At 46.8% G+C, this 15,152-nt stretch carries 12 protein-coding genes; 2 read left to right on the top strand and 10 right to left on the bottom strand.

What is annotated here, in order from left to right:
• Positions 1-82 precede the first annotated feature (82 nt).
• The 6 genes from opcA to QUB68_RS06475 all read right to left on the bottom strand — a co-directional run bounded on the left by opcA (position 83) and on the right by QUB68_RS06475 (position 7,404).
• Positions 83-1,447 (bottom strand): glucose-6-phosphate dehydrogenase assembly protein OpcA, encoded by a 1,365-nt coding sequence (gene opcA, locus QUB68_RS06500; RefSeq protein ID WP_332990515.1) that lies wholly within the window; start codon positions 1,445-1,447, stop codon positions 83-85.
• Positions 1,448-1,663: 216 nt separating this feature from the next.
• On the bottom strand, positions 1,664-3,193 hold the full coding sequence (gene zwf, locus QUB68_RS06495) for a glucose-6-phosphate dehydrogenase (protein ID WP_332990514.1): 1,530 nt from the start codon (positions 3,191-3,193) through the stop codon (positions 1,664-1,666).
• On the bottom strand, positions 3,194-4,003 hold the full coding sequence (locus tag QUB68_RS06490) for a hypothetical protein (protein ID WP_332990513.1): 810 nt from the start codon (positions 4,001-4,003) through the stop codon (positions 3,194-3,196).
• Between the two features lie 510 nt (positions 4,004-4,513).
• The gene (gene tal / locus QUB68_RS06485) at positions 4,514-5,668 is read right to left on the bottom strand and encodes a transaldolase (protein ID WP_332990512.1); all 1,155 of its coding nucleotides are present in this window, start codon (positions 5,666-5,668) and stop codon (positions 4,514-4,516) included.
• A 165-nt stretch (positions 5,669-5,833) separates the two neighbouring features.
• Entirely contained in the window at positions 5,834-6,907 is a 1,074-nt protein-coding gene (gene fbp / locus QUB68_RS06480; RefSeq protein WP_332990510.1) for a class 1 fructose-bisphosphatase, read from the bottom strand.
• Between the two features lie 323 nt (positions 6,908-7,230).
• Positions 7,231-7,404 (bottom strand): hypothetical protein, encoded by a 174-nt coding sequence (locus QUB68_RS06475; RefSeq protein ID WP_332990508.1) that lies wholly within the window; start codon positions 7,402-7,404, stop codon positions 7,231-7,233.
• A gap of 161 nt (positions 7,405-7,565) precedes the next feature.
• On the opposite strand from QUB68_RS06475, the gene QUB68_RS06470 reads away from it, so the two are divergent.
• A complete protein-coding gene (locus tag QUB68_RS06470; protein WP_332990506.1) occupies positions 7,566-10,154 on the top strand; it encodes an ankyrin repeat domain-containing protein in 2,589 nt (862 codons plus the stop codon).
• Between the two features lie 29 nt (positions 10,155-10,183).
• Positions 10,184-11,575: a serine/threonine protein kinase gene (locus QUB68_RS06465; protein ID WP_332990504.1), complete on the top strand. Its 1,392-nt coding sequence runs from the start codon at positions 10,184-10,186 to the stop codon at positions 11,573-11,575.
• On the opposite strand, the gene thrB is transcribed toward QUB68_RS06465, so the two are convergent.
• The 4 genes from thrB to QUB68_RS06445 all read right to left on the bottom strand — a co-directional run bounded on the left by thrB (position 11,567) and on the right by QUB68_RS06445 (position 15,094).
• Positions 11,567-12,574 (bottom strand): homoserine kinase, encoded by a 1,008-nt coding sequence (thrB, locus tag QUB68_RS06460; protein WP_332990502.1) that lies wholly within the window; start codon positions 12,572-12,574, stop codon positions 11,567-11,569. The two genes, QUB68_RS06465 and thrB, sit on opposite strands and share 9 nt — an antisense overlap.
• 95 nt (positions 12,575-12,669) lie before the next feature.
• Positions 12,670-13,146 carry a tetratricopeptide repeat protein gene (locus QUB68_RS06455; protein ID WP_332990500.1) on the bottom strand — a complete coding sequence of 159 codons (477 nt, stop codon included), beginning with the start codon at positions 13,144-13,146 and terminating at the stop codon, positions 12,670-12,672.
• 4 nt (positions 13,147-13,150) lie between these two features.
• Positions 13,151-13,717 (bottom strand): Uma2 family endonuclease, encoded by a 567-nt coding sequence (locus QUB68_RS06450; protein WP_332990499.1) that lies wholly within the window; start codon positions 13,715-13,717, stop codon positions 13,151-13,153.
• A gap of 141 nt (positions 13,718-13,858) precedes the next feature.
• Positions 13,859-15,094 (bottom strand): vWA domain-containing protein, encoded by a 1,236-nt coding sequence (locus QUB68_RS06445; RefSeq protein WP_332990497.1) that lies wholly within the window; start codon positions 15,092-15,094, stop codon positions 13,859-13,861.
• Between the last annotated feature and the right edge of the window lie 58 nt (positions 15,095-15,152).

Below are 15,152 nucleotides of genomic sequence, written 5' to 3'. Positions count from 1 at the left end.
TTATTCCTTTCTCCTTTCTCCTTATTCCATCCATCCGTTACATCCGTTACATCCGCTACACAATCCGCTGCCGAACTTCTCTTTACCGCTTAGCCAACTTCAGCAGTTGAGCCGTCACCGCCAAACTTTCCTCGTAAAGCATATCTCTGCCCCAACTCTGCAAGTGCTGGCCGAGCAACTGTTCCGTCACCTGATCGAACAGAGGAGTCACCTGGTTAAACCGATCGGTCTGAGCACCACCTTTTGTTTCCATCCGCATACAGCCGCCCGCTTCGGAACACAGAACCGTACCGCAGTCAGCCTTTTCGTTCGTAGAATTCAGACGCAGAGCAATCAAATCGCCGGGGACATCGCCTGTATCAGCGGTAGGAATTGCAGCCAACTCGGCTTCGACAACCCGTTCGTCCGCACCCGCGAATTTAATTCGCTTGATTTGGTAATCGCCCTCCTCCTGTTTGAAAGCAATAGGCCGCCACTGAAGTCGGCTCGCCAGCCAGCCCAAATACATCAGCGCTTGAGTAGAATTGCCCTGTTCATAATCGATCGTCACTCGATCGATCTCCCGAATTGCCACCCGACGTTCCGGGGGGTCGAAGGCCTCAGCAGCCAACTCCTGCCACGCAGCCAACCTGCGCCAATTCAAATCTGCGATCGGAATTCCCTCAAGAATCAGACTTTGCATCAACAGCAATTCAGCTTCAGACTCCGTAAAGCTGCTAGAGTCAACAATCACAGAACTGCTAGTTGCCGCCAGCCGCTGGAACAAATCTCGATCGGCATCTGGATTCGCCTTCCACCACAGCAGCGTCGGCAAATCCGAGATCGTCAGCGCCGTCACAATCGCGCTCACCCGTTCCAGAGCAGCTTCCGTACCCCGGAGCGTAATGTACTCGCAGCAGATCAGATTGCCGCTGCTGCGCTTGTGCACCGGACAATAAGCAGCGACTTGAGCCTGCACGCCCGTATCTTCCCCCGCCGTCGGGCACAGAGCAATAATCCGGCAGGGGTTGGCAGCTACGATCGCGTCAGCCACCCCCGCTCCCCCGGAACCCAAGCCCGTCGGGCCCAAAACCTCGCCACTGGAATTTTTGCGAGCTACTTCTTCCCGCAAAGTCGCCAGCAATTCAGCGCTAGCTTTGCCAGTTCTCGGCATTCCGTAAGCTTTTTGAGCCGCCCTAATGCTAGATGCTGTCGTCGGCCCGCTAATACCGTCGATCGGCCCGGAGTAAAACCCCAGATCCGCCAATAACTGCTGAGTTTCTTCCGGTTCGTACACTACAAAAGTAAAAGTTGTTGCCCTAGTCGCGATCGGAAAATCGCCCTTTGACCCGGATTCTCTGTAACTTTCCCAGATTTTACTCAGTTCTGCCTCTATCTGGTCGATCGACACATCTTTAGGACTTTGCAGCGAAACCAAAGGCGGAGCTTTCATCGGTGTCATCGTCATCGGTTTTTTCTCCTTTGTGATTAGTTATTAGTCATCGGTCATTGGTCATTAGTCATTGATTCTTAGTTATTAGTCATCGGTCATTGGTCATTAGTCATTGATTCTTAGTTAGCAACTCTTAGCTAATCACAACTGACAACTGTCAACTGACAACTGTCAACTGACAACTGACAACTGTCAACTGACAACTGTCAACTGACAACTGACAACTAACTCTTAAAGTCTGCGCCACTTGCGGCCATCTCTGTTAATCAGCAGTTCTGCTTCGGCAGGTTCCCAAGTACCAGCTTCATATTTAGGAACCAACTCCTGTTCGTTCGACGATTCCCAAGCCATCAGCGCCGGAGTTACCACCCGCCAAGCTTCTTCCACTTCATCAGAACGGGTAAACAAAGTTTGGTCGCCCAGCATACAATCAATCAACAGGCGATCGTAAGCATCCGAAGATGTCACCCCAAAGGAAGAACCGTAACTGAAATCCATATCCACCGTCCGCGTCCGCAAATCCGGCCCCGGCATTTTCGCCTCAAACCTCAGTGAAATCCCCTCGTTGGGATGCACGCGCATCGTCAAAACGTTAGGAGTAGTTTGTTGCGCCGCCGACTGAAAAATTAACAGCGGCACTTCCCGAAACTGAATCGCAATTTCGCTAACTTTTTTCGGCAACCGCTTGCCAGTTCGCAGGTAGAAAGGCACTCCCTGCCAACGCCAGTTGTCAATCATAAACTTCATCGCCACAAAAGTCGGTGTGGTCGAGTTGGGAGCAACCCCCGCTTCATCGTGATACCCCGGCACAGGTTTGCCCTTCATCCACCCTGCGGAATATTGACCACGAATCGCGGAGAACTCCAAGTTATTCAAATCCGCCAAGCGAGTTGCTTGGAGAACTTTCATCTTTTCCGTGCGGATGCTGTCAGCATCAAGGGAGTTTGGCGGTTCCATCGCCGTCAGACAGAAAATCTGCATCAAGTGGTTTTGCAGCATATCCCGCAACGCCCCAGACGATTCGTAGTAACCAGCCCGGTCTTCTACGCCCACAGTTTCCGCAACCGTAATTTGTACGTGATCGACAAATTGCCTGTTCCACAGCGGTTCAAAAATCGCGTTAGCAAACCGGAACACCATCAAATTTTGAACAGTTTCTTTACCCAAATAGTGGTCGATCCGGTAAACTTGCTGTTCTTGGCAAACCTGCTGCACGACACGGTTGAGAGCTTTTGCCGAGCTCAAGTCGCGGCCGAAGGGTTTTTCAATTACCAAGCGGTGTTTTACTGGATCTGCCAGCATTTGAGCGGAGCCCAGTTGCCGAATTGCTTCTGGGAAAAAGTTCGGGGAAACCGACAGATAAAATATGTGATTGCCGCGAGTTCTCCTTTCTTCGTCGAGTTCGGCTAAGAAAGCTTTGAGTTTTTGATAGCTTTCGGGGTTGTCAATGTCGCCCGGACAGTAGTACAAACCTTTAGCGAAATCTTGCCACAATTCTTCATTGCCAATACCGCCGCCAAATTCTTCGATCCCTTCCCGCATTTGCTCTCGGAAGTAATCGTGACTCCAGGGACGGCGGGCCACACCTACCACTGTAACTTCTGGTGGCAAACGCCGATCGCGCCTCATCTGATAAATTGCTGGTACCAGTTTGCGCTGGGTGAGGTCGCCGGAAGCTCCGAAGATCACCAGAATTTGCGGTTCCGGCATCCGTTCCTTTCGTAAACCGACCCGCAGTGGATTTTCTAGTAGCGTTACCATTTATTTTCCTTTTGCTTCTAGTGCTGTTAGTCTTGCCAATACCGCATGATAGTTGGCGGTCATTTCTGCTAATTGCTGGGTGAGAGAGTTGATCTGTCCTTCATATTCGGCTTTCATTTCCTCTCTAACTTCCGCCCGGATTTTTATTCTCTCAGCAGCCAGTCGAACTTCCCAATCTCGATCGCGTTGTCGCAATTCAGCTTTTAGCTGCCTGTTTTCGGCTCTCAAATGCTCCAACTCCAAAGCCACCGCAGCAGAACGGCGATCCCTTTCTTTGTTTTGATCTCGGATTTGCTGTCTGAGGCGCTGATTGTCCGATCGCAATTTCTCTAATTCAGAATCACTATCCTTCTGAGTTCGCCCGCTTAAGGGCGATGGAAATCGCTGTTCAACCAAACGCTGAACTGCTGCGCCAGTAGGCATCCCGTTAGGCGATAACTCCAGAGCCTCTTGCCAAATTTCCAGTTGTAGCTCTGGCGAAAGTCCTGCTAGAGGACGGACTTGATTTTCTTTTGTAGGAATTTTGAGCGCAATTGCGCTCAAATTTTCCATAACCCGAGCAGCAGCAATAAACTGATCCGCTGTCCGTCTGGCTATCGCCCACCTTTCCCGGCAATAAGCCTCAAAACTTTTGTGGGTTTCCCTGTAGAGTTTCTGTTCGCGAATCTCGTCAAGGGCTTTGCCCACTTCGTAAAATATCTGAAGTCCATTTTCTACAATGGATTCCAGTTCTTGAAGCCGCGCCCGTTCTGCAACATCAAGCTGGTCTGTTGCATACTCGCTCTCTACTAGGGTATTGGTAATCTGCATAGTCATGCCTCAGCGGTTGGAGATGAAGAATTCGAGTTGTATCTCTGGCTAAATTCCTGCTAGAGGACAGAAGAGATTTTTATTTCGGGGAAAAATGAGCGCAATTGCGCTCATTTTTTCGGGAGAGAATTTAAAACTCAGTATTCAGGAGGCAAAATGATTATGTATTCAGACTCCTAAATGCTTCTGCCTTTCAGGATACAGATATGTCTCTAGGGGACGGGTGACAATTTTTGCACCTTCTCTTCCAAAAAATCCATCAGGATTGGAGTTGGCTGACAAATTTTGCGCTCCCCTCACAGTCATACCTCAGAGGTTGGAGATGGACAATTCGAGTTGTATTTCTGGCTAAATTCCTGCTAAAGGACAGAAGAGATTTTTATTTCGGGGAAAAATGAGCGCAATTGCGCTCATTTTTTCGAGAGAGAATTTAAAACTCAGTATTCAGGAGGGAAAATGATTATGTATTCAGACTCCTGAGAGTTTCTGCCCTTAAGGATACAAACCTGCTCACGACACGGGTGCGAGCCTCTTAACTTTCTCTTCCAAGGAATCCATCAGGGATTGGAAGGGGCTGACGAATTTCTCGATCCCGTCGAGGAGCAAGTCTTCCATCACTTTGTCCAAGTTGATGTCGATGTCGGGATCTTTGAGACTTTGGATCAGGCTGTAAGCTTCTGCAACGTTATTCTCAATCCGCGGTGCGACATCGCAGTGATCGAAACAAGCTTCAACGGTGTTCGGCGGCAAAGTGTTAACCGTGTCGGGGCCGATTAGCTCATCCACATACATCACATCGCTGTAGTTGGGGTTTTTGGTGCTGGTGGAAGCCCACAGCAAGCGCTGGACTTTCGCTCCTTTGGCGGCTAAAGCTTGCCAGCGATCGCTCGCGACGATCTCTTTATACTTCTGGTAAGCTACTTTGGCATTGGCGATCGCAATTTTCCCCTTCACCGCTTCCAGTTTGGCTTTGGTGGAAATATCTGTAACGCCTTTGAGTTTCTCGTCAATCTTGCCATCGATATTGATGTCGATCCGGCTCAAGAAGAAACTGGCGACAGAAGCAATATTGCTCACATCCAAACCTTTAGCCACCCGCGCTTCCAAACCGCGAATGTAAGCCCAGAAGGTTTCGACGTAGCTGTCAACGGAGAATAGCAAAGTCACGTTAACGTTAATCCCTTCACTGATGACTCGCTCGACTGCGGGCAAACCTTCAGCGGTTCCCGGAATCTTAATCATCACGTTTTCTTTGCCGAGGGCTTTGTAATAGCGCAGGGCTTCGCTAATCGTACTTTTTGTGTCATTGGCGATCGTCGGAGGCACTTCGATACTGATGTAACCGTCCAAACCCTTCGACTCTGCGTAAACCGGGGCGAAGATGTCGCAAGCGTTGCGGATATCTTCAAATACCAGAGATTCGTAAATCTCCATCACAGATTTGCCCGCCCGAATGCCTGCTTCGATATCCGCGTCATAAATCACATTACCAGCGATCGCCTTCTCGAAAATCGCCGGATTAGATGTAATCCCGCGCAGTCCCCGACTTTCAATCATCTGCTTGAGTTCGCCGGACTCGATCAGATTGCGAGTCAAATTGTCCATCCAGATACTTTGGCCAATTTCTTTGATTTCTAACAGGTGATTCGTTGTCGTTTCCGTCATTACTTTCGCTCCTACAATTTGATAGCTGTTAATTGGGAATTGGCAATTAGAAATTAGAAATTGATAATTGGCAATTGGTAATTGGTAATCGGTAATTGGGAATTAAAACATTCTTCCATCCATTCATCCGTTACATCCGTTACACAATCCGTTGCCGAACTTCCTTCACTCTCCGACTGTGCGAGAATTACGAGCTCGATCTTGAACAAAAGACTCAACCAGCGCTACATTTTCTTTGCTGCCAATAATCAAAGGCGTGCGCTCGTGAATTTTAGTCGGCACAACGTCCAAAATGTCTTGAATACCCGTACTAGCGCGCCCGCCAGCTTGTTCCATCAAAAACGCCAAAGGAGCCGACTCGTAGAGTAAGCGCAATTTGCCATCGGGGTTTTTCACTGTTCCGGGGTACAAAAACACGCCTCCCTGAGATAAAATCCGGTGGAAATCTCCCACCAAAGCCCCTCCGTACCGGGCGGTATAGCCTTCGCTGCGGTGTACATAGCGAATGTAATCCCGAAAAGGTTCGTCCCACTGCCAAAAGCTACCTTCATTGACACTGTAAATCGGGCCACTGTCTGGAACCTTGATGTTTTCGGTTGATAGAATAAACTCGCCCAAACTGGGATCGAGGGTAAAGGAATGAACGCCCTGCCCGATCGAATAAACCAGCATGGTACTAGGGCCGTAGAGCACGTAGCCGGCCGCGATTTGTTTGTGTCCATGTTGCAGCAAGTCGGAAGCCGAACCGTCTTCATCGTCCCCCTCTTGCTTGCGGATGCTGAATATTGAGCCGACATTGAGATTGATGTCAAGATTGGAAGAACCGTCTATGGGGTCGTAGAGCAGACTGTAGCGTCCGATCGGACAATTTTCGGGAATGTAGTAGGGTTTTTCCATTTCCTCCGAAGCCAAGCGGCAGACAAGTCCGCTTTGCTGGAATACCGAGATAAACACTTCATTGGCATAGATATCCATCTTTTTGACGGATTCTCCCTGCACGTTTACACCCCCTGTAAACCCTAAAGCATCTTCCATTAACCCGGCCCTGCTGAGCCTCCTCGCGATCAGCTTGGCAGCTAATCCGATGCGATTCATCAGAGCGCTGAGATCCTGAGCATCTGCTGAAAAGCTGTGGAGTTGCTGGAGTACGTGACGGGATAGAGTCGTGCAATCGCGGTCTAAGGATTGCACCTGATCGATCGGGCCCAGGCGGGCTTCCCCTGTCGGCGCGTTTACCATGATTTTGATGTCCTCCCTGTCTTGTGGCTCGCTAGTTTGGGATTTTTCAGGTGTTCCTGAATCGGCGATTAGACCGATAGTCCTGCAACTTCTATCTTAGGGAGGGTTTTGCGATCGGGCATGGAACTTTAGGTGAATTTTAGATCCCCACGGAAAATTGAGGAGTGCGATCGACTATTTAGTCGGGAATTGTATTCAAAATAACTAAATTTTTGATTTACCGCAGAGGGCGCAGAAGGAGAAAGTGTTGGCTTCGGGATGTAGGTTTGCTGTATAGCATTCGGAAGTTCGGCAACGGATTCGCTCCACGGATTTAACGAAGGTCAGTCTAAGGATTTTAGATTTACGATTGACTTAGCCCACCAGGGGCAGGGCTTGAGGATTTTAGATTCGTTATGAGTGCGATCGGTCAAGATTGTATCAGACGAGCGATCGTACTTTAAAGGTGATATGACACTCCAAAATTCTGGGTAAGCTATCCATAGGAATACGGTCATTGAAATTTAAGCAAATATACAGAGTCACTCATTGACCTTTCTATTGACTTGTTTGAAATTTCCTCAAACGATCGATTCGCCTTGAATAAATTCTCAAAATCTGGGTTGTAAAAACCCAAATAGAAAATGTTTGTTGGTGCTCATCAACCCAGGATAATGCTATGGATATTGTTCAACAAATTCCCCATAACTTAGTCAAACACTATCAGATTAAAAAGCTACTTGGAGAAGGCGGTAGTAGCACAACTTACGAAGCCATTGACCTCAAAAAAAACCAGCGAGTCGCACTCAAAGCTTTGTCTTTACAAAAAATGAATGACTGGAAAGTCCTGGAACTATTTGAACGAGAAGCCAATGTTTTATCAAAATTGAATCATCCGGGAATTCCGCGTTATTTGGATTATTTTTATGTCGATACTCCCGATAACCGTTCTTTTTATATAGTACAAGAACTGGCAGAAGGGCAATCTCTAGCAAGTTTAGTCGAAAATGGCTGGCACGCTCGCGAACCCGAAATTCGACGCATTGCCACACAAATTTTGGAGATTTTAGTTTATCTCCATTCACAGACACCACCTGTTATCCACCGGGATATTAAACCAGCAAATATTGTTTTAAAATCGCCCATCAATTCCAAAAAACAAAAAGACTTGGCAGTCTGCTTAGTAGATTTTGGCGCAGTGCAAAACACTTATTACAATACTTTAATGCGAGGAAGTACCGTAGTTGGAACCTATGGTTATATGGCTCCAGAGCAATTTCTCGGACAAGCCGTACCGGCAACAGATTTATATGGTTTAGGATCGACATTGTTGTATTTACTAACCCACCGTTCCCCCGCCGAATTACCAACAAATATACTAGAGATAGATTTTCGATCTCAAATTCAGATTTCTTCAGCATTTGCCGATTGGTTAGAAAAAATGATAGCGTCAGATTTAGAAAGCCGCTTTCAATCGGCAAAAGAAGCGCTTGAATTGCTTCGCAATCCTCGAATATTAAGCGTTAAATCCAATCGATCGACGCAATGGAAAAAACGCCTCAAAATAGGAATTGCTGCTGTTGCTACTGTTGCCACTGTTGCTGTTTTCAATCACTTTAAATATCCCATCCTAAACCGGATTGGATTTACCCCCGAGGCAGTTGTCAATGCTGTTAAACAGGGAGATACTAAAACTGTTAGGCATTATATGGATCTTGGTATTAGTGCTAATACTAGGGTAAATAACCGGTATTTATTACACTTTGCTGCCTCAAAAAAGGTGGCAGAATTGTTAATTGCCAAGGGTGCAGATGTCAAAGCTAGCGATGTGTTTGGCTTTACCCCATTACACTTCGCTGCTAGATTCGATCGCATAGAAGTGGCACAGACGCTAATTGCTAAAGGTGCAGATATTAACGCCCAGAGACAAAGAAAAATTCATTTCAAGCCGTGGACTGTTTTATGGAGTCCTAGATTGGAAATGCCTTTCCCTGATAGCAGTATGGATACAACTCCTCTGTTTTTTGCGCGATCGCCTAAAATGGTCAATTTTCTGATTGCCAAAGGCGCAAACGTCAATATCAAAAACAAAAATGGCATGACTTCTCTACATATAACGCAATCAAAGGCAATAGCAAAGATACTACTCGCTGCGGGCACAAAAATTAACATCAAAGAAGAAAATGCCCGAAATGGCAAGAGTACAGCTTTATTACATAACGCAGCCAAAATAGGCTTTAAGGAGTTGGTACAGCAGCTAATTAAAGACGGCGCAAATGTTGCGATCCGCGATCGTGATAAAAGAACTCCACTGCACTATGCAACTACAAAAGAAGTTGCTGCTTTGCTCATGCTCAATATCAACGCTAGGGACAAATCTGGAAATACTCCGTTACACATAGCTGTTCAAGATAATCGCCCAGAAATTGTCTATTTTTTAATTGTTCATGGCGCGAAAGTCAATGTTAAAAATAGTGAAGGACAGACTCCGTTACACATAGCTGTTCAAGATAATCGCCCAGAAATCGGATATTTTTTAATTGATAACGGCGCGAAAGTCAATGTTGAAAACAATTATGGATTGACTCCTCTAGATATTGCTGTCTTCAAGAATATACAGAATATCAATCAACTGCCGCCGTTAGAGCCTGGTGCAGAAATTAAGATCCAGGATAATCACAGAAAAACTTCACGGGATATCGCGCTAGAAATGAACCTCCGCGATACAGTGGCGCTGCTGATTAGTAAACACCCAGATGTTAATAGTGAAGACAAAGAGGGCAGAACTTTACTGCATATCGCTGTGATTTTCAAACTTAAGGATGTAGCCAAACAACTCATTGCCAAAGGTGCATTCGTTCATGCCAAAAATAACTTGCTTCAAACTCCCCTGCATCTTGCTGTTGCTCAAGGATCTCAAGATATCACTGAACTGCTAATTGCTAAAGGTGCAAGGGTTGACGTTAGAAAGGCGAATGGTCAAACTCCGTTGTATCAAGCGATCGCGATCGGACACAATGATATTGCTGCACTGCTAATTAAAAACGGTGCAGATGTTAATAATAGAGATATGTGTGACACAACTCCACTCCACAAAGCAGCACATTATGGCACTGTAGAAATTTTAAAATTGCTGATTGCTAAAGGTGCAAAAATTGACACTACAAACTGCTATGGGGACACGCCACTAAAGATAGCAGAAACCAACTCTAACCCCGACCGAGAAGCAGCCGCCCAAATACTCAGATATCGCGGCGCAACCCACTAATTATCCAAAATCAACCCAAGCATAAAAATATGGAAACACTACAACAATCGGAAAAAATCATTGCTGAAAGATATCGCATTCTCGGCAAATTAGGACAGGGTGGAGTTGGAATCACCTATGCTGCTGTAGATTTAAACAGCAATCAAAAAGTTGCACTCAAAGCTTTATCCCTGCGCCTGACTACTGAATGGAAGAAAATCGAGTTATTTGAACGAGAAGCAAAAACTTTATCGGGATTGAATCATCCGGGAATTCCTCGCTACATTGACTACTTTCAAGTTGATACTTCCCAAGATCGTTGTTTTTATATCGCCCAACAACTTGCACCGGGAAAATCTCTCGCACAGTTGATAGAAAATGGCTGGAAACCAAAGGAATCGCAAGTTCGTTATATCGCCTATCAATTGCTAGAAATTCTAGCTTATCTGCAATCGCTGTTACCTCCTGCGATCCACCGAGATATTAAACCTCAAAATATTATTCTGCAAAAAAATGGGCGAGTCTTTCTAGTGGATTTTGGCGCAGTTCAAAATACTTACCATCATACCGTTACTGGAGGCAGTACCGTTGTCGGAACCTACGGTTACATGGCACCAGAACAATTCAGAGGAAAAGCTGTATTATCAACAGATTTGTATGGATTAGGAACAACGCTGCTTTTCTTGTTAACCCAGCAATTTCCATCTGATTTACCCAGACAAAAGCTGAAGGTAAAATTCCGCGATCGCGTCTCTATTTCTACAGAGTTTTCCGACTGGTTAGAGAAGATAATTGAACCCGCAATTGAAGATAGATTTCACTCAGCAAAAGATGCTTTATCAGCATTGCGAGGGGAACAGCCAAGCGGGATTAATCCCGACAAAATGTTTAAGCGATCGCCCCAATCCCGAATTACTTTAATTGACGCTAAACGGCGGTTGTTCATTAATATATACCCCGCTCGTTTACCTAGCAAACTCAAAGGGTTTTTGCAGTTTATCGATAGGACTTGTAAAGTTTTACTTCCCAGCTTTTTGCTCCTTCAACCTTTCCACTTAATACTAAATGCCATAGCCGTACCGATGGACTCGACATTTACATTGAGCTTGTTTAAATACACTTTAGCCGACTGGTTAGGTGAATTATTTCAGCTATTTGTATTTAGATCGATCCCAGCTCTAATAATATTTATCGTGTTTTATGGTTTGATGTACTTGTGTTTGATTTCTTATTGTTTATTGAGCAGACAAATTCAGATCGCTCCTCAAGATATCCAGTGGGTAAAGTTGAGCAGAATTCATCTGCCATTGCTCAAAAAATCGATGACTTTTTGCCTAATTCGCGCCAAGTCGCGTAACTATTGTTTTGGCTTATTTTTGCCGCAAGCTGAGAAAGAATGGTTGGTAGGGGAATTGAATGATTTTTTAAGTAAACTAACTTAATTTAGTCGAAACTTGTGCTCCTTGAGTATCAAGCCCGATCGCCCTGACATCAGCCTTCACCCCAAATTCCCCCCAAGCAGCCGCCATTTCCCTCACAACCACATCAACATTAGTAACATCCGTTAAAGCTAAAAGCGTCGGGCCTGCACCGCTAATTACCATCCCACAAGCCCCTGCATTCACGGCTGCTTCTTGCACCGCTTCATATCCCCGAATCAGCGATTGGCGGTAAGGCTGGTGAATTTTGTCTTGGAGGGCGCAGCGCAGCCAATCTCGATCGCCCGCAGCCAAAGCCCGCACCAACAAACCCAGGTGTGCGGCATTGAAAATCGCGTCAGCCCTGCTGTAATCTGCTGGCAAAACCTTGCGCGCTTCGGCTGTAGAAAGTTCAAAATCGGGAATCGCTACCACCGGCACAATATCAGGATGCCACGGAATATCGCAAATTTGCCAGGAACCCCCCCCCTGCCCCCCCTTAGTAAGGGGGGGTGATTCTCTTAGCCCCCCCTTACTAAGGGGGGGTTGGGGGGGTGTATTGCTAGCAGCGAGGCGACAGCCTCCCAATAAAGCGGGGACAACGTTGTCGGGATGTCCTTCAAGTTCGATCGCCAACTGCATCACATCCACCTGACTCAAAGGCTTGCCGGCTAAACAATTCGCCGCCACCAACCCGCCGACAATAGCTGTAGCGGAACTCCCCAAACCCCTCGCTAACGGCACTTGCATATCTATATGTATTGTCACTGGGGGCGGCGATTGACGGAGGTATTCGTATAACTTGACAAAGGCTTGGTAAGCGAGATTGCTGTCGTCTGTCTTGACTTTGGCAGCTTCCGCGCCCGTAACGGTAATTTTTAGTTTCTCGGTTGTTGACGGTTCGAGGAGGGAGAATTGGAAATGATTGTAGAGGCTTAAAGCGGCGCCGAGGCAGTCGAATCCGGGGCCGAGATTGGCGGTTGTGGCGGGTACGGTGACGGTGACGGTGGAGGTTGCAGGCATTTTTTGACGGGGTTAATTTGGAGTGTTCAACCGCTGATGGACGCAGATGAACGCAGATGAATTTTTGGGTTATTATACCATGTTTTTTTAAGCACTTATTTTTGCAGTCTTTGCAGGTGTTTCATGGCATCTTGATAATCTTCTGTCTTGCCCTCTTTTTGATAAAGTTCCGCAGCTTTTTGGTAATCGGCAATCGCGCCTGCTTTGTCTTCTAAGAAATAGCGGACTTTGGCGCGGTTGTAGTAGGCATCGCCGTAGTTCGGATTAATTTCAATTGCTCGATCGAAGTCGGCTTTGGCGGCCCGATAGTCTTTGAGATTTCGGCCGTGAATGATGCCGCGTTTGTTGTAGGCTTTGGCGTAGTTGGGGTTGATGCGAATGGCTGCGGTGTAATCTGCGATCGCCCCTGGGATGTCTCCAGCCTCTGACTTGGCTAAACCGCTATTGAATAAGTCTTCAGCAGAATTTTGAACTATTAGTATTGGCGCTGGCTCTGCTAGAATAGCAGTGGATATTCCGCCCCAAGTTGTAAAAATTCCGAGCGGGGCGATCGCCCTGTAGAAAAGTTTCATAAATCTAAGCAAAAATCCGAGCGACAGAGCAACTAAAACCAGGTAACAAAGGCGAGGTCAATTCATCATTACTCAACAGCGTAGCAACGAGCCTTAAACTTGCTTCTTCCCTGCGATAAACCTCAATTTGCTGCAACCGCCAATTCACGATCCAGTATTCCTGTACTCCCCGCACTGAATAGAGTCTGACTTTCAAATCTCTATCCCGTCTTTCATTGTCTGTACCAGCAGATAATACTTCAACCACTAACTCAGGGGCGGCGGTTAAATGGCCGGCTTCGTCTAGCAAGAGGGCCAAGCGTTCATTGCTGGCCCAAACTACATCAGGAATGACGTTATCGGCATCTGTGAAAATCAGCCCTGGATTGATTGCAGCTCGTCCTAAACCTGAAGACATCGACCAAGTATCAAGCACAGAGAAAAATCTGCCACAAGTCTGTTGATGACCCCAATGCGGTGCTCTAGTCACAAATAACTCTCCATCAATAATTTCATAACGATCGCCGTTATCAGGCAATAGTTCTAAATCAGCGGTAGTCCAGCGTACTTTATCAGATATTGTCTGGCTCATACAAGCACTCTTGATAGGTGGTACAAACATTATAAACTGGTTTGTAGTAAGGACTTCAGTCCTCTCTAAGGTTTTTAGTCAATTAGGACTAAAGTCCTTACTACGAACAAGGCTGCCGATCGCAATTAGCCGCACATCACACTACTTAAGAACAGTTTTAGAAGCAATGCGAGTTTTCTTGCGATCGGCTTCACTCAATTGTTCACCAGACTGCAAACGAGTAGCAGAGGTTTGCAGCACAGTTGCGGCACTTTTATCACCCATTTGCAGAGCAGTTTTAGCCGCCGTTTGTAGCATCGTAGCTGCACCGGCGCGATCGCCCTGTTGTAACCTAGTTTCTGCGAGTTGAGTTTGGCGGTACTTAGCCAAAGCTAAAATGTGCTGCTGCACCATCGGGTTAAGTGCCGGCTGATAAACTTTCAGGACATTAGCAGAAATTGCAACGGGATCGGAAAGCAAACCTTCACCGACACTCGGATCGTCATAGCGAATTTGCAATTGCCCGATCGCCTGTGTACCTTCTGGTAACTGTCCAATATAAATATTAGCCAAAACTACACGCTCTACATCCTTCATTAAATCTCCCAAGCGCACCATAAAGCGATCGCCCTCCTGCTGCACCGGTAATTCGATCGTGTCTGGGGCAACTTGCGCGATCGGTTTGAGTTCGGCTAACCGCACTTTTGGCATCAGCGAAAATAGCAAATAAGCATTAGTCAAACCTACACCTTGGATGCGAGTAAACAGCTTGCCAAACTCATCAACCGCATCTTCAGGACGCTGAATATGAGCCAGAGCACCGCCGCCCGCATCAGCAATTTTTTCCAAAATATCCTGGTTCCAGTTATCGCCAAATCCCAGAGAATTTAAAGTCATGTTATAATCGGCGGCCAGTTTCGCCAACTTTAAACAGCGATTGTTGTCGCCATGTTCGTTTTCGCCGTCAGTCAGCAGAAACGCCTGAGATATAGCTTCTTTTTTGCCTTTCCCCAACTCTTCAATACCTAACTTAATGCCCTCATCAATTGCTGTACCGCCGGCTGGACGCAATTGCTCAATTTGCCGTTTAATGCTAGCGGGGTCTCCCACAACTTGATTTGGGACGAGGACTTTGGCTTTATGATCGAAAGCCACAGCGCAAAAGCGATCCCCGGGCTTCAACCTGTCCAGCAACTGTCCGGCGGCTTGTTTGACGGTTTCCAAGGGGCGCCCGCCCATCGAGCCGCTGTGGTCGAGAATCAGGCACAGGTTTAAAGGTACGCTGGAGTCGATCGCACTTGCCGTCGCAGAGACTGAAATCGCTAGCTGGCGCTGCGTCGAGGGCGCGGCAGCGTCAAGGTTGGGATCGTTTAACACCGGGAGCAAACTAACTTTCATGCGGGATACCTAAAGATTGCGTTACTATTTCTTATAAGAATAGCTCCATCAGTTCAGG

Origin of the sequence: Microcoleus sp. A006_D1, from assembly GCF_036702805.1 — a bacterium.
Lineage (GTDB): Bacteria > Cyanobacteriota > Cyanobacteriia > Cyanobacteriales > Microcoleaceae > Microcoleus.
This window is presented reverse-complemented; position numbering and strand designations above follow the sequence as displayed.

Excerpts from the sequence above, each read along its gene's own strand:
- opcA (WP_332990515.1), bottom strand. The coding sequence starts at position 1,447 with ATGACGATGACACCGATGAAAGCTCCGCCTTTGGTTTCGCTGCAAAGT.
- zwf (WP_332990514.1), bottom strand. The coding sequence starts at position 3,193 with ATGGTAACGCTACTAGAAAATCCACTGCGGGTCGGTTTACGAAAGGAA.
- QUB68_RS06490 (WP_332990513.1), bottom strand. The coding sequence starts at position 4,003 with ATGCAGATTACCAATACCCTAGTAGAGAGCGAGTATGCAACAGACCAG.
- tal (WP_332990512.1), bottom strand. The coding sequence starts at position 5,668 with ATGACGGAAACGACAACGAATCACCTGTTAGAAATCAAAGAAATTGGC.
- fbp (WP_332990510.1), bottom strand. The coding sequence starts at position 6,907 with ATGGTAAACGCGCCGACAGGGGAAGCCCGCCTGGGCCCGATCGATCAG.
- QUB68_RS06475 (WP_332990508.1), bottom strand. The coding sequence starts at position 7,404 with ATGACCGTATTCCTATGGATAGCTTACCCAGAATTTTGGAGTGTCATA.
- QUB68_RS06470 (WP_332990506.1), top strand. The coding sequence starts at position 7,566 with ATGGATATTGTTCAACAAATTCCCCATAACTTAGTCAAACACTATCAG.
- QUB68_RS06465 (WP_332990504.1), top strand. The coding sequence starts at position 10,184 with ATGGAAACACTACAACAATCGGAAAAAATCATTGCTGAAAGATATCGC.
- thrB (WP_332990502.1), bottom strand. The coding sequence starts at position 12,574 with ATGCCTGCAACCTCCACCGTCACCGTCACCGTACCCGCCACAACCGCC.
- QUB68_RS06455 (WP_332990500.1), bottom strand. The coding sequence starts at position 13,146 with ATGAAACTTTTCTACAGGGCGATCGCCCCGCTCGGAATTTTTACAACT.
- QUB68_RS06450 (WP_332990499.1), bottom strand. The coding sequence starts at position 13,717 with ATGAGCCAGACAATATCTGATAAAGTACGCTGGACTACCGCTGATTTA.
- QUB68_RS06445 (WP_332990497.1), bottom strand. The coding sequence starts at position 15,094 with ATGAAAGTTAGTTTGCTCCCGGTGTTAAACGATCCCAACCTTGACGCT.